We start from the raw sequence: 21,822 nt of genomic DNA on the forward strand, positions 1-21,822 counted from the left end.
GACACCGTCCGATCATTTCATGTTGAACGTCTCAAGCGCATCGCGATCTTTCGGATTCGTTCGCTGCGCTTGAAGTTCGAAGCTTTCCCTGCGTCGTTATCGCAAATCGCCGCCTGCTTTTGCGCGACGTGTCTTAGGGCCAGCGCACCACCGGCGGCAGAGACGATAGGATCGACTCCACGTTGCCGCCTGTCTTCAGTCCGAATATTGTACCCCTATCGTACAGCAAATTGAACTCCACATAACGTCCGCGACGAATTAATTGCTCGTCGCGATCCTCTTCCGTCCATGTTTCGTTGAAATTCGAGCGGACAATGCGCGGGTAAACCATCGCGAAGGCGCGGCCGACGTCGCGCGTGAAGGCGAAATCGGCATTCCAGCCGCCGGATTCTTCCGGCGAATGTAGCCAATCGAAGAAGATGCCGCCGATGCCACGCGGCTCGTTTCGGTGCTTCAGGAAGAAATATTCGTCGCACCAGCTTTTGTAGCGTTGGTAGTCGGCGACGGCATGGCGATCGCAGACGATCTGCATGGCGCGGTGGAAGAGGGCGCTGTCCGGATCCTCCTGCGTGCGTCGGCGATCGAGCACCGGCGTCAGGTCGGCGCCGCCGCCGAACCACTGGCTCGTCGTCACCACCATGCGAGTGTTCATATGCACGGTCGGCACGTTCGGATTGATGGGATGGGCAATCAGCGACAGTCCCGAAGCCCAGAAGCGGGGATCTTCCTCGGCGCCCGGAATCTGGCTGCGGAAATCGGGAGAGAATTCGCCATAGACGGTCGAGGTGTGGACGCCGACCTTCTCGAAGACGCGCCCCTCCATCATCGACATGCGGCCGCCGCCGCCCTGGCCCTTGTCCCTCTGCCAGTCCTTGGCGACGAAGCGGCCTGGTTCCTGGTCGGAAAGGGGGCCGGTCAGCTCGTTCTCCAGCTGCTCGAACTCAGCGCAGATCGTGTCGCGCAGACCCTCGAACCAGTGTCGCGCTGCCTCTTTCTTTTCTTCAATATCCTCGGGTAATCCCTTGGGAAGATTGGGTCGTTCCATTCATGCTCTCCGACGGTGCGAGCAGCCGGCGGCCCGCGATTCGCACCGTATGTATCGTGAGTTGGAATATCAGCAAGATTGCGGCGCAGCCAGTGCAGCAACGTCGCAGGAGAATCGACTCGCAAATTTCACAATGCGGTATTATGTTCCCTCTCTCAAAGGCGAGGTTTTATCATGAAGATACCCGGACCGCCGCCCCTAGACGGGTTGAGAAACAGAATATTCCGTTATCGGCAGGACCATCCCGCCGGTGGAAAGAGCGAATTCGTTCGCGAGACCTTTTGTCTCAGTCGCCCCGAAGCGCGCGAAAAGGCGCGTGAATGGTTCAACGAGTTCCCGAAAGCCGCCTATTGGACCGAGGTCGAAAGCTGGCGTCAGGTCGACGGCGATCGCATCGAATTCACCATGCGGCGCTTGCCATCGGCGGACTGAACTGAACGATACGGCGCTCGCATCGACGGGTGATGGCTCTCGAAGTGTGTTCGCGTTTCTCCGAGGCTGGCTGGCGATTGGTCGTCAGCTCAATGCGGCATGGTCGGTGGCGGATCATCCGACGGGCCGAACGCGGGCGGCTGAGCGCTTGGCATGGGCCTCGCGGAGAAAGCTTTCTTGACCTTCTCGATCGCAGTCGTATTACCGCCGGTCGAAGGCGGCGGAGACTTTGTCTCCTGTATTGCCGCCGGTTCGGCCGCGGCACCGAGCTTTGCAGCTTGGTGTTCTTCAGCTTTCTGATCTTCGGCAATGGGTGATGCCGCGAGAATCTCCATCAGCGTGATGGTCACCGGCAGGTGGCCGCCCAAATCGGTGTTCGTGTGATGCCATGCATGCGCGACGCGCTGATCGGCGTGGATGAACCGTCGGGAATTGATCTCTCCAAACCAGTCCCACTCGCCCATGACATCGATGACATCGTTGAATACCGGAGGCATTGCGATGCGCGCGCCGATCGTCACGATCTTCGTATGCCGCGCCAGCTCAGCAACTCGTCCTTCATCCTGCTTCGAGAGGTTATGCAGGGCGGCAGAAAGGACGAGATTGCCTTTGGAGTGTCCCGCCAGCAGAGGGAAGGAGAGTCGGGGATCGGCGAGAAGCGCCCGTACCGTTCTGGTGTCCAGGCTGGTGCGGGCAGCCGTTTCATTGCGCTGCGCTCCAACCTTGGGCCGGCCGGCAAGATCATCCAGGCTTTCAAGCAACGGCCGCAGCCCCCTCAAATGACCGAAGAAAAACGATCCGCCAAAGGCTTCAGTGATGGCGTCGGCGATGCCGTAGCCTGAGACGACAACGGCGACTGGTGCGTCGATCGCATCGGCCACGTTGCGGGCAAATGCGGCGGCACCGAGCGCGGACCCGCCGATGCCGGCGACTGCGAGCGCCCGGGCATTGCCGCCGCCGCGCAAGACAAATTCATCGATGGTTTCGCAGAGGGTGAGCGCCCCAAGGCCGCTCGGCGGCACGATCAGGATCGCGCCTTCGGCGGCGAGCGAGTCACTGATGTAGAAAGCTTCCTCGGGTGTAATGACCTTGACGTCGTAGAACAGCGCATCGAGAGCGAGGTTCCGCTGGCGAAGGCCCTCAAGCGCAAGGTTGCGCAAAGGGGAGTGCTGGAGCCGTTCGGGGAGGCTCAATGTACGTGCGAACTGCGTCAGGGAAAGCGTGAATGCCGTCTGGAACATGGGTCACCTCGCCAAGGCTGCCTGAGTTAGAGCATTCCAGAGCGAAGCTTCTCACACTTTATCCGGCGTGCCAACGCCTATTCGGGTGCGACATTCAGGCCCGGTGCAGCCCCAGTGCGGTAAGCGGCGGCCATTGCGTTTGCCGCAAGGCTTCCCCCGATATCATGGCGGCCGACATCGCAACATTGATGGAGCGTTGGCCCTCCACCATGGGGATCAGGACGCGGCCATCGGCCTTTTCATGCACATGCTCCGGCACGCCGGCGCTTTCGCGGCCGAAGAGGAGGATATCGTCGTCGCGATAAGCAAAATCCGTGTAGCGCTGGGCCGCCTTCGTTGAAGCCAGCACCAGCCGCCGCCCGCTTTCCTGCCTCCATGCCTCGAAGCGCTCCCAATTGACGTGCCTGGTCAGGGTGACGGCGGCAAGATAATCCATGCCGGCGCGCTTCAGATTGCGGTCCGATATGTCGAAGCCGGCCGGCTCGATAATGTCGACGCCGAGGCCGAGGCAGGCGGCGAGCCGCAGGATCGTGCCGGTGTTGCCGGGAATGTCGGGTTGGTAAAGGGCGATGCGCAGTTTTGTCATACGCTGCAACTAGCGAAATCGCCTGGATTTGTCTCAGATTTTTCGCGCGCCCTCATTTCCGTGATGTCTCCCATAAAGAGAATTGAAGGATTCAGCCCATTTTTCAGGCATATTTCGCTTTTCAAACAGAAAAAGTCGCGCTAAAAGACGAGCGCTCTACAACTTGCGAAAGAAGGAGGCACAGATGGATATCTTGTTTGTGATAATGCGCCTCCAGGCCGTGTACTCACGGATTTGACTGGCGCTACAAGGCGCGTATTCGCAAGTACCCCCCTTCTTTAAGTCATTGCGCGGCCGGCATGGCCTCGTTGTTTTATCACCCGGCCACCATATGAGTCTGCGATCTTTCAGCGCAATGGGTGGTCGAAGGGTCGAGTCTTTGGAGCATTTCAATGTTTAGCTGGTTCGAACGCCGACTAAATCCATTTCCGAGCGAGGTGCCGGACACTCCGCCGCGCGGCCTTTTCGCCTTCTGCTGGCATTATTCCAAGCCGGCTCTGCCATGGCTGATCGCCATGAGCATCCTCACCATGTCGATCGCGATCGGTGAGGTGGCGCTGTTCCAGTTCCTCGGCGATATCGTCGACTGGCTGACACATGCCGATAAGGCGACCTTCCTGCAGACGGAATGGCACAAGCTGTTCTGGATGGGCGCGATGGTGCTGATCGGCTTGCCGGCTGCGGCGATCCTCGACAGCTTCATCATGCACCAGGTACTGCTCGGCAACTATCCGATGATCGCGCGCTGGCAGATGCACCGCTTCCTGCTGCGCCACAGCATGACCTTTTTCGCCAATGAGTTCGCCGGCCGCGTCGCCACCAAGGTGATGCAGACCTCGCTTGCCGTGCGTGAAACGGTCATGAAGATCCTCGACGTCTTTGTCTACGTGTTCACCTATTTCCTGTCGATGATCCTCGTGATCGCGGCAGCCGACTGGCGGCTGATGATTCCGATCCTGGTCTGGCTTGGCGTCTATGTCGCCATCGTCGCCTATTTCGTGCCGGTGCTGCGCAAGATCGCTGCGCAGCAGGCCGATGCGCGTTCGATGATGACGGGCCGTGTGGTCGACAGCTACACCAACATCGCTACAGTGAAGCTGTTCTCCCATGCTGGCCGCGAAGAGAAGTATGCGAGGGCCGGCATGGAGGAATTCCTCGATACCGTGCACAAGCAGATGCGCAAGGTGACGCTGTTCCACGCATCGGTCTATTTCAACAACTGCGCGGCGCTGTTCATCGTCTCGTCTCTGTCGATCTGGTTCTGGCTCAGCGGCTCGATCTCCGTCGGCTCCATCGCCATTGCCATCGGCCTTGCCATGCGCGTCAACGGCATGTCGCAGTGGGTGATGTGGGAAGTTTCGGCGCTCTTCGAAAACATCGGCACCGTCTATGACGGCATGGAGATGATGACGAAGCCGCACGATATCGTCGACAAGCCGGCAGCATCGCCGATCGTGGCCCAGCAGGGTGCGATCCGCTTCGACCACATTCGCTTCCATTACGGCAAGGCGAAGGGTGTCATGGAGGATCTGACCCTCGATATTCGCGCCGGCGAAAAGGTCGGCCTTGTCGGCCGCTCCGGTGCCGGCAAGACGACACTGATGAACCTGCTGCTGCGCTTCTACGATCTGGAGGGCGGCCGCATCACCATCGACGGCCACGATATCGCGGGCGTCACGCAGGACAGCCTTCGCTCGATGATCGGTGTGGTGACGCAGGACACGTCGCTGCTGCACCGATCCATCCGCGACAACATCGCCTACGGCCGTCCGGACGCGACCGACGAGGAAATCATCCAGGCGGCCAAGCGCGCCAATGCCTGGGACTTCATCGAGGGGCTGGTGGATATGCATGGCCGCACTGGGCTCGACGCGCAGGTCGGCGAGCGGGGTGTCAAACTGTCAGGCGGCCAGCGCCAGCGTATTGCGATCGCCCGCGTCTTCCTGAAGGACGCGCCGATCCTGGTGCTCGACGAGGCAACCTCGGCGCTCGATTCCGAAGTGGAAGCAGCGATCCAGGAAAACCTCTTCGCGCTGATGCACGGCAAGACGGTGATTGCCATTGCCCATCGCCTGTCGACGCTGACCGAGATGGACCGCCTCGTCGTTCTCGACAAGGGTCGGATCATCGAGATGGGCACACATCAGGAACTGGTCGAGGAGGGCGGCATCTATGCCGAACTCTGGAGCCGGCAATCGGGTGGATTTTTGGCGGATCACGAGGAGGCCGAGGCGGCGGCGGAGTGATGAAGGGAACATTGGGGTGCTTCGGCACCCCATCATTGTTTCAGCGATCTTCTCGTCCGTGCCATATGCGCAGAATGAAAACAGTCGAGCCTGCAATTTCGTAGCGCATTTCATAAGCGCCTACCAGGATGCGCCTGACGTCGCGAGGCTCGAATTCTTCAAGTCTTTCCCCGATGCGCGGATGCTGAAGGAGCTGCAGCGGAGCGGATGAAAGAGTTTGTGCGGCTCTGATTGCCGCAGGCCTGTTGACCGGTGCCAGAAAGTCGTAGACGCGGATCAAATCGGATTGTGCTTTCGCAGTCCACTTGATTTCGATCAACGGGATTGAGCCTCGTCTTCCGACGTGCCCAAGTCGCGCACCCAATCCCAAATAAGCTGATGGTCGACAACATTCCCGGCATCCACATCGGCCAGTGCTTCAAGTGTCAGCCTGTGACGCTCTTCCTGCAGAGCGACCCAATCATTGAGTGCTTGCTTCACGATCCATCCCCGGGAGCGCTCCAGCCGAGCGGCTATCTGGTCAACTTTTTCCGCCAACGACAGCGGAACATGTGTCGTCAGAACTTTCGTGTCGGCCGTCTTGTTGTTCATTTCGATCGCGTCCTATTCCTTGCTATAAAATAGGCGAATGATGGATTTTGTATAGATTTATCGGATTCAATCTTTCTGATTAAGTTTGATTAAATCACCGATGAAGAACGGAACTTCAAGTGCGCGGCTGAACATGAAGAAAATATAACCTTTTCTGCGGCACGCCGTGAGTTTGCGCGTGTCTCAAAATTCCCTATATCGCTGGCATGTTCATCCGTTCCGTGTTCCGTCTGTTCGAGACCTGGATTGATCCTTACTATCGCAGCGGCGATCTTCGGCCGCCGCGGTCGCTCGGTGCCTTCATCTGGTACTATGTCGGTGAGGCCAAGGGGCCTTTCCTGGCGATGGCGGCACTCGGCGGTGCCGTCGCGATGCTCGAGGCGGCGCTGTTCTGGTTCGTCGGGCATCTCGTCGATATCCTTGACAAGGTGAAGCCGGGCGAGGGGTGGTCGGGGCTGCTTGCCGGCCATGGCGCGGCGCTGCTCGGCATGGTTTTCGTCGTGCTCGTGGTGCGCTTCGTTGTCGTCAGCCTCGGCGCATTGGTCGAGGAACAGGTGGTCGTGCCAGGGTTTCTCAATCTCGTGCGCTGGCAGGCTTATCGCCATGTGGCGAGGCAGTCCGTCGAATTCTTCCAGAACGATTTTTCCGGCCGTGTCGTCACCAAGGTCTGGTCGGCGGGGCAGGCGACGGGTGATCTCGTTGTGTCGCTGCTGCAGGTCGTTTGGTTCATCATCATCTATGCCGCGTCGACCATCGCGCTGGTCGGCGGGCTGGACTGGCGGCTGGCGCTGGTCATCGCGGTCTGGATCGGCGTCTTCTCTCTGCTTGCGCGATATTTCGTGCCGCGCATCCGGCGGCATGCGCGCAACGCGGCCGAAGCGTCCTCAATGCTGAACGGCCGCATGGTCGATGCCTACGCCAATATTCAGACGCTGAAGCTCTTTGGCCGGGAGGAGCAGAACGACCACTACATCCGCAATGGTTTCGACCGCTTCCAGGCCGCCGTCATGCCGTTCACACGATTGTTGACCGGCGTGCGCTCATCGCTGGCGCTGCTGTCAGGCGTCATGATCACCACGATCGGCGCGCTCGCCGTCCATCTCTGGCTGGCGGGTGAAATCTCGACCGGAGGCGTCGCCTTCACGCTCAGCATGGTGCTGCGCCTGAACATGCTCTTCGGCCGAATGATGTCGCAATTCAATGCCATCATGCGCAATCTCGGCACCATTCAGAATTCGGCCGAGATGATCTCCGAGCCCATCGGTCTGGTCGATCGGCCTGATGCCAAGGATCTGGTCGTCACCGGGCCGGAAATTCGTTTCGACGATGTGACGTTTCACTATGGGCGCGGTGGCGGCATCATCGACAATTTCTCTCTCAACGTACGCGCGGGGGAAAAGGTTGGCATCGTCGGCCGCTCGGGAGCGGGCAAGACGACGCTCGTCAATCTGCTGTTGCGTTTCTACGATCTCGAGGGCGGGCGCATCCTGATCGACGGACAGGATATTGCAGCCGTCAGGCAGGAGTCGCTGCGTAGCGCGATCGGCATGGTGACGCAGGACACCGCTCTCCTCAATCGCTCCATCCGCGATAATATCCTCTTCGGTCGGCCTGACGCTACCGACGAGCAGATGGTGGAGGCGGCCCAGCGGGCGGAGGCGGATCGCTTCATCACCGCTCTCGAAGATCAGAAGGGGCGCACCGCTTATGCCGCCCATGTCGGCGAGCGCGGTGTCAAGCTTTCAGGCGGCCAACGCCAGCGCATTGCGATCGCGCGCGTCATGCTGAAGGACGCGCCCATTCTCGTGCTCGACGAGGCGACGTCCGCGCTGGATTCGGAAGCCGAAGCCGTACTGCAGTCCAATCTGGATGGGCTGATGCAGGGCAAGACCGTGCTTGTGATCGCGCATCGGCTGTCGACCATCGCTAAGCTCGACCGGTTGATCGTCATCGACAAGGGCGAGGTCATCGAAGAGGGGACGCATGACGAGCTGATCGCTCGGGGTGGCCTTTATTCCGAACTCTGGGCACGTCAGTCCGGCGGTTTCATTGCGGCGGATGCAGATTGAGCCACTCTGAAACTCGCCGGATCATTTCTGCCGAGGCACGCTGAACTCCGTCATCAGGCCGAAATGGTTCGAGCCCATGGCGTCGCGGATCTGCTTTACGGATATCAGCCGCAACGGCGCGCGAGCGAAGACGTGATCGATGGTGATGCCATAGGCGCCCGCAGCAATCGGCCATGTGGCGGGCTCGGGAAAGGCATGGCGAAGGCCGGTTGCCGCCAGGAAGTCGCGCATATCGGGCGTGATGACCGAGGCGTTGAAATCTCCTGCGAGAATCAACGGCCCTTTCACGTCATTAAGGACCGGAGCGAGGAGGCCAAGCTCGATCTGGTGGAACGCATCGAAATAAGGCTTGCTCAGATGAACGGAGGCGAAGTTCACGGGCTGGCCGTCCATGTCGATGGTGGCGAGAATGAAGCGATTGTCCCAGAGGCTGCCGAGGCTGCGCATGAGTTGGGTTTGGAACGGTCTCTTCGACAGCAGCAGGGAATCACAATCGGTGGTCATCACGCCGCAGCCGATGCGGTTGGGATAGACTTTCAAGATGCGGTCCATCTCGGAAAAGATCGGTCCTGCCTCGAAGATTTCGACGACGTCGGCTTTCGAGGCGATGATGAGATCGGCGATGCGAGGGCCGTTTTCGAAATTGCTGTCCTCTATGTTGAAGGAGAGCAACCTGAAATGCTCGCCGCTCGCCTCAGCCGAAGCGACGAGCGAAGACGTGGTGTATTGCTGCAGCATGAGGACGGAGTGAACCAGCAGGATGATCCCTGCGGCAGTCAGGAAGAGCGCATACCAGTGACGCTTGAAGGCGAATGCGATCAAGGCGAGCAGGATCGCGAACAGGCTTATATGGGTCTGCAGACTTTCGAAAAAGGCCAGCAGCCAGGAATCGGCGACGTAACGCGCGGCTAGGATGCCGACCGCCAGTGTGGCGAGAACGCATAGGACGCAATAAATCGTGTGTCTCATGAGAAGTTCTCGTGCTTCGTTTTCGCTGCAGCGTATGCGCAAGACAACGAGTGCAATCCTCCATAAATCCCGGGGGAAATCCATTTGGATTTAAGTGGTAAAGCGCAGGTCACACTGAGTGGCGGAAGTGGTGATACCGCAGTGCCTTCCGCAATGCAGCATTGAAATCATTGTCTATTTTGCCTTGCAATATAAGAAGATACTACAGAAATCCCCAGATTTTTCATGGGCTTAACTTTTCGCATCGGTGCAGAAAGAGTTCAGGCTCCAGCCTTGCGACGCAATAGCGCAGTTTTGCCGCGACATTGTGCCCTGACCCCTTGCCAAGACTGGACATAATTTGCGATCAAGCTTAGAACGCAGCGGGTTACGGAGGAATCTATGGCGGAATTATGGTCGCATTGATTCGCCGTTAGTGAGAGGGGTACCGCGGTTTTGCCGCGGTTTGCGGGAAGAGGATGTGCAGCTTTGAGCGAGCATAGTACGACAGTTGAGTCCAGCGGCGAGCCGACTCGTCGCGATTTCCTTTATTTGACGACAGGTATGGCCGGTGCGGTGGGTGCAGTTGCCGTCGCATGGCCGTTTATCGACCAGATGCGTCCGGACGCATCGACACTTGCTCTTGCATCCATCGAAGTCGATGTGTCGAGCCTTGAGCCCGGCATGTCGTTGACGGTGAAGTGGCGCGGTAAACCCGTCTTCATCCGTAACCGCACGCAGAAAGAAATCGACGATGCCAAGGGTACGCAGCTTTCGGACTTGAAGGATCCGATCGCCCGCAACGCCAATCTTCCGTCCGATGCACAAGCAACCGACGTTGCCCGTTCGGCCGGGGAGGGCAAGGAAAACTGGCTCGTCATGATCGGCGTCTGCACCCATCTGGGTTGCATTCCACTCGGCCAGGCAGGTGAATATGGCGGGTGGTTCTGTCCCTGCCATGGTTCGGTCTACGATACCGCCGGTCGCATCCGTCACGGGCCTGCGCCGCAGAACCTCTTCATCCCGCAATATGCGTTTACGTCGGAAAAGAAGATCAAGGTCGGTTGAGGGGGAGCTGAATCATGAGTGGTCATTCGTCCTACGAGCCATCGACAGGGCTCGAAAAGTGGGTAGACGCGCGGCTTCCGCTGCCGCGTATGGTCTATGACAGTTTCATCGCCTATCCGGTTCCCCGCAACCTGAACTATGCCTATACGTTCGGCGCCATGCTGGCGGTCATGCTGGTCCTGCAGATCCTGACCGGCGTCGTGCTGGCGATGCATTACGCGGCCAATACGGCGATTGCGTTCAACTCGGTCGAAAAGATCGTCCGCGACGTCAATCACGGCTGGCTGTTGCGGTACATGCACGCCAATGGCGCATCTTTCTTCTTCGTGGCCGTCTACCTGCACATTGCCCGCGGCCTTTACTACGGCTCTTATAAGGCGCCGCGCGAAATCCTCTGGATTCTCGGCGTGATCATCTACCTCCTGATGATGGCGACCGCCTTCATGGGCTACGTTCTGCCCTGGGGCCAGATGTCCTTCTGGGGTGCGACCGTCATCACCGGCTTCTTCTCGGCCTTCCCATGGGTCGGCGACTGGATCCAGACCTTCCTTCTCGGCGGCTTCGCCGTCGATGATCCGACGCTCAACCGCTTCTTCTCGCTGCACTATCTGCTGCCGTTCATGATTGCAGGTGTCGTCATCCTGCATATCTGGGCGCTGCATGTGACCGGCCAGACGAACCCGACCGGCGTCGAAGTGAAGCTGAAGACCGACACTGTCGCCTTCACGCCCTATGCGACGCTGAAGGATGCGCTTGGCGTCTCCATCTTCCTGCTGGTCTTCGCCTATTTCGTCTTCTACCTGCCGAACTTCCTCGGTCATGCCGATAACTACATCCCGGCCAATCCGCTGAAGACGCCGGCTCATATCGTTCCGGAATGGTACTTCCTGCCGTTCTACGCGATGCTGCGCTCGATCACCTTCAACATCGGCCCGATCGACTCCAAGCTCGGTGGCGTTCTGACGATGTTCGGCGCGATCATTGTGCTGTTCTTCCTGCCCTGGCTCGATACGTCGAAGATCCGCTCGGCCGTCTATCGTCCCTGGTACAAGCTGTTCTTCTGGCTGTTCATCGCCGATGCCATCCTGCTCGGCTGGCTGGGCTCGCAGCCCGCGGAAGGCATCTACACCACGGCTGCGCAGTTTGCGACGCTGTTCTACTTCCTCTTCTTCCTCGTCATCATGCCTGTGCTCGGCATTGTCGAGACACCGAGGCGCATTCCAAATTCGATTACGGAAGCGGTTCTTGAGAAACAGGGCGGTAAAGTTGCCGCTTCGGTTCAAGCATAACCGGCGATAGAGGAAGAAAACGATGAAAAAACTTGTTGTCGGCCTTCTATCCTTGACGCTCATCGGCGGCCTCTCGACCGCTGCCGTGATTGCTGCGGAAACGAAGCCTGCCGCGGAAGCAGAGACGCCGCACTATCCGCTGAAGGAGCCGCGCGAGCAGCATTGGACCTTCTCCGGCCCGTTCGGCTATTATGACAAGGCGCAGCTGCAGCGTGGCCTGAAGGTCTACACGGAAGTCTGTTCCGCCTGCCATTCGATGAAGCTGGTGGCTTACCGCACGCTGGAAGACCTCGGCTATACGGAAGCACAGGTGAAGGCCTTCGCTGCCAATTACGAAGTGCAGGACGGCCCGAACCCTCAGGGTGAAATGTTCAGCCGCAAGGCGCTTCCGTCTGACCATTTCAACTCGCCGTTCCCGAATGACGAGGCTGCTGCGGCCTCCAACAACGGGGCCGTGCCGCCCGATATGTCGCTGCTTGCCAAGGCACGCGAAATCGAGCGCGGCTTCCCGCAGTTCATCTTCGACATCTTTACGCAGTATCAGGAAGGTGGGCCGGACTATATCTACTCGCTGCTGACCGGCTACGAAGAGCCGCCGGCCGGGTTCAAGGTGCCGCAGAACTCGCACTATAATCCGTATTTCGATGCGGCTGCGACCTTTGCGATGCCGAAGCCGCTTTCCGACGGCCAAGTGACCTATGACGACGGCTCGCCGCAAACTGTGGACCAGTATGCGCGCGACGTGGCGGCGTTTCTGATGTGGACCTCCGAACCGCATCTGGAAGATCGCAAGCACCTTGGCTTCATGGTCATGGTATTCCTGCTGATCTTCTCAATCTTGATCTATCTCACCAAGCGTTCCGTCTATGCAAAGGCCGGCGCTCACTGAGCATCGCGACAATGATCGAGAAAAGGCGGCCCGGCGAGGCCGCCTTTTTTGTTGGTATAGCGCCTTGGTATTGATAGGGTGCAACCGGCCCTATCACAGCCTGAGAGACTATATTTGATGAACACTATTGCTTCGGAGCTTGCCGCCAGCATCCGCTCCATTCCGGATTATCCCAAGCCCGGCATCATCTTTCGCGATATCACGACGATGCTTGGCGACGCCAGGGCATTCCGCCGTGCCGTCGATGCGCTGGTGCAGCCTTACGCCGGCACGAAGATCGACAAGGTCGCCGGAATGGAAGCACGCGGCTTCATTCTCGGAGGGGCGGTGGCCCACCAGCTTTCGTCCGGCTTCGTGCCGATCCGCAAGAAGGGCAAGTTGCCGCACGACATCGTCCGCATCGCCTACAGCCTGGAATATGGTGTCGACGAAATGGAGATGCACCGTGATGCGGTCAATCCGGGTGAGAGGGTCATCCTCGTCGACGACCTGATCGCGACGGGCGGAACCGCCGTCGGCGCGACGAAGCTTCTGCGCCAGATCGGCGCCGAAGTGGTTGCCGCCTGCTTCGTCATCGACCTGCCTGACCTTGGCGGCCGCAGGAAGCTCGAGGAGCTTGACGTGCCGGTTCACACATTGGTGGAATTTTCCGGTCACTGACCGCGTTCGGAAGATTGGCGAGGGCCGTTATGAACGGCCCCGCAGCTCGCTATTCAGAGGCAAGCACCGTGCTTTCGAACCGTAGGGCCGGCAAGCCATCCTGGTTTATTCCGTCACAAGCGAGTGTGTAGAGCGTCCAGCCCGGGCGCGAGGCCAAAGCGCGGCTACCAAGGATCGCAACGCCATAACTGATGGTATCGCCGGCAAAGACCGGCCGCAGCCATTGCAGCTTCGTGAAGCCGGGCGAGGGGCCGAGAACGGGCGGCGTCTTGCCCTCGGCGGTCAGTCTTGCCGTTTCGGATTTCCAATAATCGACGAAGCTGCGCATCCACATGGAGCAGCTATGCCATCCCGAGGCACAGAGGCCGCCGAACAAGGAATGCTTGGCCGCTTCCGCATCCATATGGAAGATTTGCGGGTCGAAGCGCGAGGCAAAATGGACGATGCCCTCAGGCGTGAAGGTATGGCTGCCGATGTCGATGCGTTCGCCGACAGCGTAGAGGTCGCTCATCTTCATGCCGAAACCTCCGCAACACTGCGCATGCGGATCATGACCGCATTCTCTCCGAGGCAGACCAGTTCGCCGCGTTGATTTTCGACCTCGTGGCGAAACTTGACGATGCCGATGCCGGGGCGAGAACGCATGGCGCGTATCTCCACGACGATGGACCGGCCAGAGAGTGTATCTCCGGCCAGAACGGGCTTTTTCCACTCCATGAAATCGATGCCGGGCGCGCCTTCGGCATCGGTGGCAAGGAGATAGGAGTCGCACATCATGCGCATGAACATGGACGATGTATGCCAGCCGGAAGCGGCAAGGCCGCCGAGAATGCTGGCACGGCCGGCTTCCTCGTCCAGATGCATCGGTTGTGGGTCGAATTCGCTAGCGAACTCGATGATCTCCGCCGCCGTTACATGCTTTTGGCCGAGCGGAAATTCTTGTCCCGGCAGGAAGTCTTCGTAGACGAATTTCGTCATATCTTCTGTCGTCCTCCACGTCTCGTTTATCGGCAATCGCATGGCCCGCGGTGCTGGCGCAAGCATTTTCACGGTCAATACAAAGAAGGGACGACGATGACTGTCTATTGGCCGCCGACAGCCCTTGATTGTATGCCGGCGATATGTTGAGGCTTGGTCGTGGCAAGATGATGTGAGAGCTGGAATGAGCGAACTCAAAGTCGCATTGGAAGAGGCAGCCGGCGCGGGGATCATTTCCTCCAGTCAGGCCGAGAGATTGCTGCCCTATCTGGCGGACAAGAACATCGGTGCGTTGCCGACCGGACAGGGTCTCTCTGCACCGCGTTTTCCAGATGATCCCAACCCTCTGGAGGATACGGAAGCGCCGCGTTTCGTGCGGGGCTTTCACGATGTGCTCATCACTATCGGTCTCGTCGTTTTGCTCATCGGGCTATGGGGGCTGGCGAACCGTTATGCGCCCTTGCTGGCAATCGTCGTCCTGGCCGAGATCCTGGTGCGCCGACAGCGGTTGGCGCTTCCGGCCGTGGTCTTGACCGTCGCGCTCGTTGTCTGGATTTTTTACATGGTGGTCACCTATGTGAGTTCCACACCGGCGCTGAGCGATAATTTTACGATCGGCGCAATCGTGCTTGTGGCGCCATTCCCGCTGTCGCTGGCCTTGTTTTACTGGCGCTACCGCGTGCCGCTGTCGCTGGCCTTATTCCTGTTTTCGCTGTTTGGCCTGTTTCTCGCCGCGGTTTTCTATGTCGCCGGCACGGTAACTGGCTCTTCGAATGTGCCAGCGGATTACCCCATCCAGACGATGATGATCTTGCTGGTGACCGCGCTTGGCAGCTTTGTATTGGCAATGCGTTATGATCTCAGTGATCCGCAGAGAGTTACGCGCCGGTCCGACGTGGCCTTCTGGCTGCATCTCGCAACGGCGCCGGCTCTGCTTTATTCGACGATCCTCTTGGCCTTGCGCCTCGAGCTCGCCAGTAGCGGCATGGTCTTCACCAATCTCACCGATGCCCTCTTCGGGGGCTATCTGCAGGCGGTGACCGTCCTTGTGGCGGTGCTGGTGATGATGCTGATCGGGCTTGTCATCGATCGCCGCGCCTTTGTGACTGCCGGCCTCGTGTCGCTGGGCTTGGCGACGGCAGCCATCCTCAGGCACAATAATGCCGAGCTCGACAAAGTCGGATTCCTGGTGCTGATGATTGTCGGTCTGGTCGTGCTCGTTATCGGCATCGGCTGGGCCGATCTGCGGCGCATCGTCGTGCGACGCCTGCCTGCCGGTCTGCAAGCGAGATTGCCGGCGCTGAGATAGAGCTTTTCCGCTTTTCTTCGAATCGCGAAAACGCTCCATCCTTTTGTTTTAGAGCGGGATGCCGAAAAGTGTGCGCGGTTTTCGGGCGACATCCCGCTCTAACTTTTTAATTTAGAGACGGATTCAGATTTCAGGTCGAACAGACCTGAAATCATCCGGCTCTAATGCATTTCCGGACGGAAAACCGCTTCGCACTTTTCCTGAAATTGCTTAGGCGCCGGCAAGAAAAAAGGCGATCAGGTGTTGAAGCGGAAGTGGATGACGTCGCCGTCTTGGACGACGTATTCTTTGCCTTCGTCGCGTGCCTTGCCGGCTTCCTTGGCACCGGTTTCGCCGTTGTAGGCGATGTAATCGTCATAGGCGATCGTGTTGGCGCGAATGAAGCCGCGCTCGAAATCCGAGTGGATAACGCCGGCGGCCTGCGGAGCCTTCGTGCCCTGTTCGATGGTCCAGGCGCGCGTTTCCTTCGGGCCTACCGTGAAATAGGTGATGAGGTGCAGGAGCTTGTAGCCTGCGCGGATCAGGCGATCGAGGCCAGCTTCGTCGAGGCCGAGCGCGGAAAGGAATTCCTTTGCCTCTTCGTCGGGCAACTGCGCCACTTCCGCCTCGATGGCTGCGGAGATGATGACGACCTCCGAATTCTGCTCCTTGGCCATGGCAGCCACGGCCGCCGTATGCTCATTGCCGGTCGCGGCATCGCCTTCGGCGACGTTGCAGACGTAGAGCACCGGATGCGAGGTCAGCAGGTTCAGGCTCTTGAGGATGCGGATCTCTTCGGCATCGAGCTTCGAGAGCAGCGTGCGAACCGGCTTGCCTTCCTGCAGCAGCTTCAGCGAGGCTTCCATGATCGGCAGCATGGCCATGGATTCCTTGTCCTTGCCGGTGGCGCGCTTGCGCGTCTGCTCGGTGCGGCGCTCAAGGCTCTCGAGATCGGCGAGCATCAGCTCGGTCTCGATCGTTTCGGCATCGGCGACGGGATTGATGCGGCCTTCGACATGGGTGATGTCGCTATCTTCGAAGCAGCGCAGTACATGCACGATGGCATCGACTTCGCGGATGTTGGCGAGGAACTGGTTACCGAGACCTTCACCCTTCGATGCACCGCGCACGAGGCCGGCAATATCGACAAAGGAGATGCGCGTCGGGATTAGTTCCTTCGACTTGGCGATGTCGGCAAGCTTGCGCATGCGCGGATCGGGAACGGCCACTTCACCCGTGTTCGGCTCGATCGTGCAGAACGGATAGTTCGCCGCCTGTGCCGCCGCCGTCTTGGTCAGCGCATTGAACAGAGTGGACTTGCCGACATTCGGCAGCCCGACGATACCGCATTTGAAACCCATGGCACCTTGTCCATATCTTGAAAATCTTTGCTGTGCCTATGGGGGAAGGGCCGTTGCGGGTCAAGTCTTGTGCGGGCAAGGAGGCTTTTTTCTGCCGAAAGAGAGGCAGAAGTCGCGCGAATACTCCTTTGTATTACCTGAGAGGCGCTGTCGTCCTTGAACCGTGTAGTGCGCTGCACTATAATTTCCCTATTAGCCCAAAGCCTCTTTCCCTGTCGTCAACGGTGATGCCGATGAGTGACAATGATGTTGTCCTGAAACCGAAGACTAAAACGAAGCCGAAGGTCGAACGGCCGAAGCTCTACAAGATTATTCTCGTGAACGACGATTATACGCCGCGGGAATTTGTCATCATGGTGTTGAAGGCCGTCTTCCGCATGAGCGAGGAGACCGGCTATCGCGTCATGATGACCGCGCACAAGCTCGGCACTTGCGTCGTCATGGTCTGTGCGCGCGATATTGCCGAGACGAAGGCGCAGGAGGCGGTCGATCTTGCCAAGAGCGCCGGCTTCCCGCTGATGTTTACGACCGAGCCGGAAGAATAGGAACGGCCGCTCTCACTGCGCGGGCCGGCGGATATGGAAGCCGGTCTTGTCCTGCTTGAAGCCGCAATTGGCGTAGAAACGCAGCGTAGCCGGATTTTTCGAGCCGGTCAGCAGCATGACCTTGTAGCAGTTCCTTTCCCAGGCGCTTGCGAACGCCTTATGGATGAGCGTGCCGGCAAGACCGCGCCGACGGTAGTCGGCATGGGTCACCACATTCTCGATCAGGGCATAGGGCGCGCCGCCCCGCGTAAGATTCGGGATGACGGTCAGCGTCACCGAGGAGACGGCCTTGTCGCCGTCAAAGGCGGCCAAGATCGTCATGCCGGAATGCGCGAGGATTTCCGCAAGGCGGCTCTCCGCGAGGCTTAGGTCCAGTATCGGATCTTCCGTGTGCAGGTGCCGATAAAGGGCGAGCAATGTGGGGAGGTCCGCCATCGCGACCGAACGGATGGGGAGATTTGCCGCCCCTGCGATTGCTGCTTCCTGCACTTCAATCGTCCTTCTTGCCGAACATCCTCTTCAGCATTTCTGCCATAGGCCCGGTTTCCGGAACCTTCGGCTTGATCTGGTTGCGTCCCTGATGAATGTGAGACTTAGCAGGCGCCTTCTTTTCCGGCTTGGGCGCGTCGTCTTCCGCCTTGCCGCCGAGGGCAAGCGCAATCTTGTTCATCAGCTGCGAATCCTCGCCGCGCACCAGCATGTCGGCATTATCGGCAAGCGCGTCGAACAGCGGCTCTAGCCAGCTTTGATCCGCTTTGGCGAAATCGCCGAGAACGTGATTGTGCACCAGTTCCTTGGCGCCGGGATGACCGATGCCGAGCCGGAGGCGGCGATAGTCCTTGCCGCAATGGGCGTCGATCGATTTGATACCGTTATGGCCGCCATGGCCGCCGCCGGTCTTCAGCCGCGCCTTGCCGGCTGGCAGATCGAGTTCATCGTAGATGACGACGAGATCGGACGGCTGGAGTTTGTAGAAGCGCATGGCTTCGCCGACGGCTTCGCCCGAGAGGTTCATGAAGGTCTGCGGCTTGATGAGCAGCACCTTCTGGCCGCCGAGTTCGCCTTCGGCAATCTCCGCCTTGAATTTCCTCGACCAGGGCGAAAAGCTATGGCGGCGGTGGATCGCATCCACGGCCATGAAGCCGATATTGTGGCGGTTGCCCTGATATTTAGCGCCCGGATTGCCGAGGCCCGCGATGAGAAGCATACGCTTCATCCCTTCGAAAATGCCGATGTCCTTCACCACAGCGATTTGACGGCAAAGTCAAGGCGGGATGCGGTCAGTCGCCGAGGTGCAGGCCGTACTTCAGGAAAATCCGCTTTTGCGTTCCGTCGGCAATCAGCGCATTCAGAGCCACCTGCATCCTGTTCAGGAGATTACTGGGGAAATCCTTGTGGCAGGCGATCCCCATGGGCTGTTGCGAGAGAGGGGTCACCTTTTCCACGGCGTTGCCCTCTTTCTGCAACTTGTCGAAATAGAATTCCGAGATCGGCATCAGGTCGATACGGTCGCTCATCAGCTTCTTGAGCGCGGCCTTGAAGTCGCTGCCGACGTCGATGCGCGGGAAATCGTTCCGGCGCAGGAGCGCTTCCGTATAATCTTCTCGCCAAGTGCCGACGAGATATTTCCTGGCTTCGGCGATGTTGCCAGCGGTAACACCGGAGCCGCTATGCTTGATTAAAACGTTGCGGTCGATCAGCAGCGGCTGCACCCATTTGAAGAGCTTGTCGCGTTCTTCGTTGTGAGCTGCGACGAATACGCAGGTCATGGGTTCCATCAGCGCCTGATTGTAGGCCCGCGCCCAAGGCATGATGTCGATCGTATAGTCGACGCCGACATTGGTCATCATCTTCTGCACCTGGTCGGTGGTCGCTCCGACAACGGTCTTACCCTCGCGATAGTTGAAGGGCGGATATTCCTCGGTGGTGAAATGGATCGTCTCGGCGTAGACGGAGGAGAAGAGTGTGAGCGAAAACAGGCTGGTAGCAATCATAAGCAGCGGTTTTCGCATGCGGTTCCTCATCGCTATGACGCTTGTGCTACGGGGGAAGGGTGATGTTGGTGCGAGCCGACCAGCGTCCTTACCAGATTGTCCGGATGCAGCGGCCGGTAGAATAGATAGCCCTGGCCATAGTCGATACCCATGGCGCGCAGGGTTGCGCATTCCTCCTCGGTCTCCACGCCCTCGGCAATGACCGTGCAGTTCATCTTGTGCGACAGCGTGGTGATGCTTTCGACCAGCATGCGGCTCTTGGCGCTGACATCGGACGCAGTATCGTTGATCGCGCGGATGAAGGATTGATCGATCTTGATAATGTCGACGGGGAAGCGATTGATATAGCTCAGCGACGAATAACCGGTGCCGAAATCGTCGAGCGCGATGCGGCAGCCGTAGCGGCAGATCTCGTTGATGACCATGCGCGTCTCCGGATTGTCATCCATGAGGACGGCCTCGGTGATTTCCACGACGATGCGCTGGGGTGCGATTTCGTAGCGCGCCAGCAGGGCCGCAATGCGCAGCGGCAATTCCTGCTCGAATTGCAGCGGCGAGAAGTTGATGGCGAGATAGGTGTCCTGCATGCCCTCGATCCGAGAGAGGCGAGCAAAATCGGCGATAGCCTTCTCCATGATGCGGTTGCCGATGCGAATGATGGAACCCGTCTCCTCCGCGACCTCGATGATGCGGCCAGGCGGCAGGATGCCTTTCTGCGGGTGATGCAGGCGCATCAGCGCCTCGAAACCGGCGATCGAGCGGTCGTCTATATTCACGACGGGCTGCAGATAAGCTTCGAACCAGTCTTCGCTGAGGCCGGTTTCGATATAGTTCTCCAGTTCGGCCCGGCGGCGGGAATCGTCCAGCATGCCGTTGTCGAAAATTTGTGCGCCGTTCTTGCCATCGCGTTTCTTGGCATACATGGCGATATCGGATTTCAGCAGCAGTTCGGCCGCGTTTGCGGCCTGACGCGGGTAGATCGCAATGCCGATGCTGGCGCTGAGGCGCGCGTCGCCGATGAAGGGTGCCTCGAAGGCCTCGGCAATAAGGGCCGCCATGTCGATCGCTCTTGCTTCCGCATTCTCGGCCAGCAGCAGCATGGCAAATTCGTCGCCGCCGAGGCGCGCGGCGATATCGCCCGGCGCCAGGCATTTCTGCAGGCGCGATACCAGTTCGCGCAGTGCCGCATCACCGGCAGCATGGCCCATATTGTCGTTGATCCACTTGAAGCGATCGAGATCGATGAAGAGGCAGGCGAGCTCACGCCTGCGCAGGTCGGCTTCATTGATCTTTGCGTCCAGCGCGCTCTCGAAGCCCTGGCGGTTGAGAAGGCCGGTCAGATGGTCGGTAATCGCCTGCCGCAGGTTACGGTCTTCCGACTGCTTGAGTTCGGTGACGTCGGTCATGACGGAGAGCGACAGACCGTCCTGGATCGCAGTTGTTTCGAGGATCAGGACATCCATGATCCGCCCATCCTGGCAAAGGAATTTCACCGTCACGGCGAGGCGGGCGGCACTGTCGGGGTTGCCGCGTTTGCGCTCTATATATTGCATGCGCGAATCCGGCAGAATCAGGCTTGCAAACTCGCGGCCGATCACCTCGGCGCGATCATAGCCTGTCGCCGCGAGCCAGTAGTCGCTGACGGCAGCGATGCAATCATTCTTGTCGAGCGAGAAAAGCATGGCGGGCGTCAGATTATAGGTGTCCGTCGCCCGGCGATGGGCCAGCTTCAGTTCGTTTTCCTCGCGCTGGAGTTTGCTCTGCATATCGTTGAAGCTGCTGGCAAGCCGGCCCATTTCGTCGTTCGACTGCCAGTCGACATGATGACGCGAGCCGAGCCGCCGTGTGGCCTCGATGGCATGCGTCAGCCGCATCAGGGGCTGGATGACAAAGATACGATTGCCGATCAGCGCCGCGCCGAAGACCGTCAACACAGCGAAGATGAAGATGGAGATGAAGACGATCTCTTCGCTCTTCAGACCGTCGAATAGGCCGAGCTGAGGATAATAGACCGTGATGGTGCCAAGCCGCTTCGCACCGTCGACGCCGTTGTAGATGATTGGCCGGTCAACGGACTCCAGATTGCCCTTGTAAGATTTCGGGATGGTCGATTGCGTGACGTCGAGCTGGCCGGAAAGATCGCGGACGTTGACACGGACGATCGCGCCTTCGGCAACGGTGGTCGCGCTGATCTGGGTGACGCTGTCTTCGTCGAGGTCCCATAGCGGCTTTGCGAGGGCCTGGGCATTAGCGACGAGGAGAACCGTTATGTGATCCTTGATTTCCTTTTCGGCGCGTTCGGACGACAGAAAAAGGAAAAGGACGAAGAGCGGCGCTACGAAAACCAGCAGCGCACCGCAAACGATCGCGAAAAACCTGTTTTCGACCGAATGGCTCATAGTTCCGTTAGCTCCCCGGTCATAGACCAGCGGATTTTGGGGGCGCCGCTTTCTACAACTCTTTCGCGCAGATTTTCATGAATCCGTTAAATGTTGCTGAAACTGTGGGGTTAATGGAAATCAACGATAGTATAGATCCAAGACGTTCTTATTTTTACTTTCTCTAATATTTATTCCCAGGCATGAAAAAACC

General features: G+C 58.9%; 22 protein-coding genes. 9 read left to right on the forward strand and 13 right to left on the reverse strand.

What is annotated here, in order from left to right:
- Window positions 1-133: 133 nt before the first annotated feature.
- Window positions 134-1,045 carry an oxygen-dependent coproporphyrinogen oxidase gene (gene hemF / locus FBZ97_RS03350; RefSeq protein ID WP_145316525.1) on the reverse strand — a complete coding sequence of 304 codons (912 nt, stop codon included), beginning with the start codon at window positions 1,043-1,045 and terminating at the stop codon, window positions 134-136.
- Window positions 1,046-1,216: 171 nt separating this feature from the next.
- Between hemF and FBZ97_RS03355 the strand changes: the two genes are divergently transcribed.
- Window positions 1,217-1,477: a hypothetical protein gene (locus tag FBZ97_RS03355; RefSeq protein WP_041677939.1), complete on the forward strand. Its 261-nt coding sequence runs from the start codon at window positions 1,217-1,219 to the stop codon at window positions 1,475-1,477.
- Window positions 1,478-1,566: 89 nt separating this feature from the next.
- Here the strand turns inward: FBZ97_RS03355 and FBZ97_RS03360 are convergent, their stop codons facing one another.
- Both FBZ97_RS03360 and FBZ97_RS03365 read right to left on the reverse strand, forming a co-directional pair.
- Window positions 1,567-2,718, reverse strand: a complete 1,152-nt coding sequence (locus tag FBZ97_RS03360) for a hypothetical protein (protein ID WP_145316527.1) — start codon at window positions 2,716-2,718, stop codon at window positions 1,567-1,569.
- 94 nt (window positions 2,719-2,812) lie between these two features.
- The gene (locus FBZ97_RS03365; protein ID WP_113332321.1) at window positions 2,813-3,304 is read right to left on the reverse strand and encodes a tRNA (cytidine(34)-2'-O)-methyltransferase; all 492 of its coding nucleotides are present in this window, start codon (window positions 3,302-3,304) and stop codon (window positions 2,813-2,815) included.
- Between the two features lie 392 nt (window positions 3,305-3,696).
- On the opposite strand from FBZ97_RS03365, the gene FBZ97_RS03370 reads away from it, so the two are divergent.
- Window positions 3,697-5,550: an ABC transporter ATP-binding protein gene (locus FBZ97_RS03370; RefSeq protein WP_145316529.1), complete on the forward strand. Its 1,854-nt coding sequence runs from the start codon at window positions 3,697-3,699 to the stop codon at window positions 5,548-5,550.
- A 40-nt stretch (window positions 5,551-5,590) separates the two neighbouring features.
- Here FBZ97_RS03370 and FBZ97_RS03375 read toward each other — a convergent pair whose 3' ends face one another.
- Together FBZ97_RS03375 and FBZ97_RS03380 are read right to left on the reverse strand one after the other, a co-directional pair.
- On the reverse strand, window positions 5,591-5,866 hold the full coding sequence (locus FBZ97_RS03375; protein WP_112721478.1) for a type II toxin-antitoxin system RelE/ParE family toxin: 276 nt from the start codon (window positions 5,864-5,866) through the stop codon (window positions 5,591-5,593).
- Window positions 5,866-6,141 (reverse strand): ribbon-helix-helix domain-containing protein, encoded by a 276-nt coding sequence (locus FBZ97_RS03380; protein WP_113332235.1) that lies wholly within the window; start codon window positions 6,139-6,141, stop codon window positions 5,866-5,868. The genes FBZ97_RS03375 and FBZ97_RS03380 overlap by 1 nt, the downstream gene beginning before the upstream one ends.
- A 206-nt stretch (window positions 6,142-6,347) precedes the next feature.
- Between FBZ97_RS03380 and FBZ97_RS03385 the strand changes: the two genes are divergently transcribed.
- Window positions 6,348-8,210: an ABC transporter ATP-binding protein gene (locus FBZ97_RS03385; protein WP_145316531.1), complete on the forward strand. Its 1,863-nt coding sequence runs from the start codon at window positions 6,348-6,350 to the stop codon at window positions 8,208-8,210.
- Window positions 8,211-8,231: 21 nt separating this feature from the next.
- Here FBZ97_RS03385 and FBZ97_RS03390 read toward each other — a convergent pair whose 3' ends face one another.
- The gene (locus FBZ97_RS03390) at window positions 8,232-9,179 is read right to left on the reverse strand and encodes an endonuclease/exonuclease/phosphatase family protein (RefSeq protein ID WP_113332237.1); all 948 of its coding nucleotides are present in this window, start codon (window positions 9,177-9,179) and stop codon (window positions 8,232-8,234) included.
- Window positions 9,180-9,647: 468 nt separating this feature from the next.
- On the opposite strand from FBZ97_RS03390, the gene petA reads away from it, so the two are divergent.
- The 4 genes from petA (at window position 9,648) to FBZ97_RS03410 (ending at window position 13,064) form a co-directional block, all read left to right on the forward strand.
- Window positions 9,648-10,226, forward strand: a complete 579-nt coding sequence (gene petA / locus FBZ97_RS03395) for a ubiquinol-cytochrome c reductase iron-sulfur subunit (protein ID WP_069612671.1) — start codon at window positions 9,648-9,650, stop codon at window positions 10,224-10,226.
- 14 nt (window positions 10,227-10,240) lie between these two features.
- Window positions 10,241-11,515, forward strand: coding sequence for a cytochrome b N-terminal domain-containing protein (locus FBZ97_RS03400; protein ID WP_112413580.1), 1,275 nt, complete (start codon window positions 10,241-10,243; stop codon window positions 11,513-11,515).
- Window positions 11,516-11,537: 22 nt separating this feature from the next.
- Complete coding sequence (locus FBZ97_RS03405) at window positions 11,538-12,404, forward strand: cytochrome c1 (RefSeq protein WP_069612669.1); 867 nt, start codon at window positions 11,538-11,540, stop codon at window positions 12,402-12,404.
- A 117-nt stretch (window positions 12,405-12,521) separates the two neighbouring features.
- Window positions 12,522-13,064: an adenine phosphoribosyltransferase gene (locus tag FBZ97_RS03410; protein ID WP_095435409.1), complete on the forward strand. Its 543-nt coding sequence runs from the start codon at window positions 12,522-12,524 to the stop codon at window positions 13,062-13,064.
- Between the two features lie 49 nt (window positions 13,065-13,113).
- Here the strand turns inward: FBZ97_RS03410 and FBZ97_RS03415 are convergent, their stop codons facing one another.
- Complete coding sequence (locus FBZ97_RS03415; RefSeq protein ID WP_113388937.1) at window positions 13,114-13,581, reverse strand: MaoC family dehydratase; 468 nt, start codon at window positions 13,579-13,581, stop codon at window positions 13,114-13,116.
- Window positions 13,578-14,042, reverse strand: a complete 465-nt coding sequence (locus tag FBZ97_RS03420; RefSeq protein WP_145316533.1) for a MaoC family dehydratase — start codon at window positions 14,040-14,042, stop codon at window positions 13,578-13,580. Before FBZ97_RS03420 ends, FBZ97_RS03415 begins: the two co-directional genes overlap by 4 nt.
- A gap of 184 nt (window positions 14,043-14,226) precedes the next feature.
- Here FBZ97_RS03420 and FBZ97_RS03425 point away from each other — a divergent pair, with 184 nt between their 5' ends.
- Window positions 14,227-15,351 (forward strand): hypothetical protein, encoded by a 1,125-nt coding sequence (locus tag FBZ97_RS03425; protein WP_145316535.1) that lies wholly within the window; start codon window positions 14,227-14,229, stop codon window positions 15,349-15,351.
- Window positions 15,352-15,587: 236 nt separating this feature from the next.
- On the opposite strand, the gene ychF is transcribed toward FBZ97_RS03425, so the two are convergent.
- The gene (gene ychF, locus FBZ97_RS03430) at window positions 15,588-16,691 is read right to left on the reverse strand and encodes a redox-regulated ATPase YchF (RefSeq protein ID WP_069612665.1); all 1,104 of its coding nucleotides are present in this window, start codon (window positions 16,689-16,691) and stop codon (window positions 15,588-15,590) included.
- A gap of 233 nt (window positions 16,692-16,924) precedes the next feature.
- On the opposite strand from ychF, the gene clpS reads away from it, so the two are divergent.
- Entirely contained in the window at window positions 16,925-17,236 is a 312-nt protein-coding gene (clpS, locus tag FBZ97_RS03435) for an ATP-dependent Clp protease adapter ClpS (protein ID WP_069612856.1), read from the forward strand.
- Window positions 17,237-17,248: 12 nt separating this feature from the next.
- Here clpS and FBZ97_RS03440 read toward each other — a convergent pair whose 3' ends face one another.
- The 4 genes from FBZ97_RS03440 to FBZ97_RS03455 form a co-directional block, all read right to left on the reverse strand.
- Window positions 17,249-17,671, reverse strand: a complete 423-nt coding sequence (locus FBZ97_RS03440) for a GNAT family N-acetyltransferase (protein WP_145317564.1) — start codon at window positions 17,669-17,671, stop codon at window positions 17,249-17,251.
- Window positions 17,672-17,726: 55 nt separating this feature from the next.
- Window positions 17,727-18,443 (reverse strand): aminoacyl-tRNA hydrolase, encoded by a 717-nt coding sequence (gene pth, locus FBZ97_RS03445; RefSeq protein ID WP_145316537.1) that lies wholly within the window; start codon window positions 18,441-18,443, stop codon window positions 17,727-17,729.
- 73 nt (window positions 18,444-18,516) lie between these two features.
- Window positions 18,517-19,248, reverse strand: a complete 732-nt coding sequence (locus FBZ97_RS03450; RefSeq protein WP_145316539.1) for a transporter substrate-binding domain-containing protein — start codon at window positions 19,246-19,248, stop codon at window positions 18,517-18,519.
- Between the two features lie 14 nt (window positions 19,249-19,262).
- Window positions 19,263-21,629 carry an EAL domain-containing protein gene (locus FBZ97_RS03455; protein WP_113332244.1) on the reverse strand — a complete coding sequence of 789 codons (2,367 nt, stop codon included), beginning with the start codon at window positions 21,627-21,629 and terminating at the stop codon, window positions 19,263-19,265.
- Window positions 21,630-21,822: the final 193 nt, after the last annotated feature.

Origin of the sequence: Rhizobium sp. ERR 942, assembly GCF_007828395.1 — a bacterium.
GTDB classification, from domain to species: domain Bacteria; phylum Pseudomonadota; class Alphaproteobacteria; order Rhizobiales; family Rhizobiaceae; genus Rhizobium; species Rhizobium dioscoreae.

Bases quoted from the DNA above. Each gene is read 5' to 3' on its own strand.
- hemF (WP_145316525.1), bottom strand. From the start codon at position 1,045: ATGGAACGACCCAATCTTCCCAAGGGATTACCCGAGGATATTGAAGAA.
- FBZ97_RS03360 (WP_145316527.1), bottom strand. From the start codon at position 2,718: ATGTTCCAGACGGCATTCACGCTTTCCCTGACGCAGTTCGCACGTACA.
- FBZ97_RS03365 (WP_113332321.1), bottom strand. From the start codon at position 3,304: ATGACAAAACTGCGCATCGCCCTTTACCAACCCGACATTCCCGGCAAC.
- FBZ97_RS03370 (WP_145316529.1), top strand. From the start codon at position 3,697: ATGTTTAGCTGGTTCGAACGCCGACTAAATCCATTTCCGAGCGAGGTG.
- FBZ97_RS03380 (WP_113332235.1), bottom strand. From the start codon at position 6,141: ATGAACAACAAGACGGCCGACACGAAAGTTCTGACGACACATGTTCCG.
- FBZ97_RS03385 (WP_145316531.1), top strand. From the start codon at position 6,348: ATGTTCATCCGTTCCGTGTTCCGTCTGTTCGAGACCTGGATTGATCCT.
- FBZ97_RS03390 (WP_113332237.1), bottom strand. From the start codon at position 9,179: ATGAGACACACGATTTATTGCGTCCTATGCGTTCTCGCCACACTGGCG.
- FBZ97_RS03400 (WP_112413580.1), top strand. From the start codon at position 10,241: ATGAGTGGTCATTCGTCCTACGAGCCATCGACAGGGCTCGAAAAGTGG.
- FBZ97_RS03405 (WP_069612669.1), top strand. From the start codon at position 11,538: ATGAAAAAACTTGTTGTCGGCCTTCTATCCTTGACGCTCATCGGCGGC.
- FBZ97_RS03410 (WP_095435409.1), top strand. From the start codon at position 12,522: ATGAACACTATTGCTTCGGAGCTTGCCGCCAGCATCCGCTCCATTCCG.
- FBZ97_RS03415 (WP_113388937.1), bottom strand. From the start codon at position 13,581: ATGAAGATGAGCGACCTCTACGCTGTCGGCGAACGCATCGACATCGGC.
- FBZ97_RS03420 (WP_145316533.1), bottom strand. From the start codon at position 14,042: ATGACGAAATTCGTCTACGAAGACTTCCTGCCGGGACAAGAATTTCCG.
- FBZ97_RS03425 (WP_145316535.1), top strand. From the start codon at position 14,227: ATGAGCGAACTCAAAGTCGCATTGGAAGAGGCAGCCGGCGCGGGGATC.
- ychF (WP_069612665.1), bottom strand. From the start codon at position 16,691: ATGGGTTTCAAATGCGGTATCGTCGGGCTGCCGAATGTCGGCAAGTCC.
- clpS (WP_069612856.1), top strand. From the start codon at position 16,925: ATGAGTGACAATGATGTTGTCCTGAAACCGAAGACTAAAACGAAGCCG.
- FBZ97_RS03440 (WP_145317564.1), bottom strand. From the start codon at position 17,671: ATGGCGGACCTCCCCACATTGCTCGCCCTTTATCGGCACCTGCACACG.
- pth (WP_145316537.1), bottom strand. From the start codon at position 18,443: ATGCTTCTCATCGCGGGCCTCGGCAATCCGGGCGCTAAATATCAGGGC.
- FBZ97_RS03450 (WP_145316539.1), bottom strand. From the start codon at position 19,248: ATGCGAAAACCGCTGCTTATGATTGCTACCAGCCTGTTTTCGCTCACA.
- FBZ97_RS03455 (WP_113332244.1), bottom strand. From the start codon at position 21,629: ATGAGCCATTCGGTCGAAAACAGGTTTTTCGCGATCGTTTGCGGTGCG.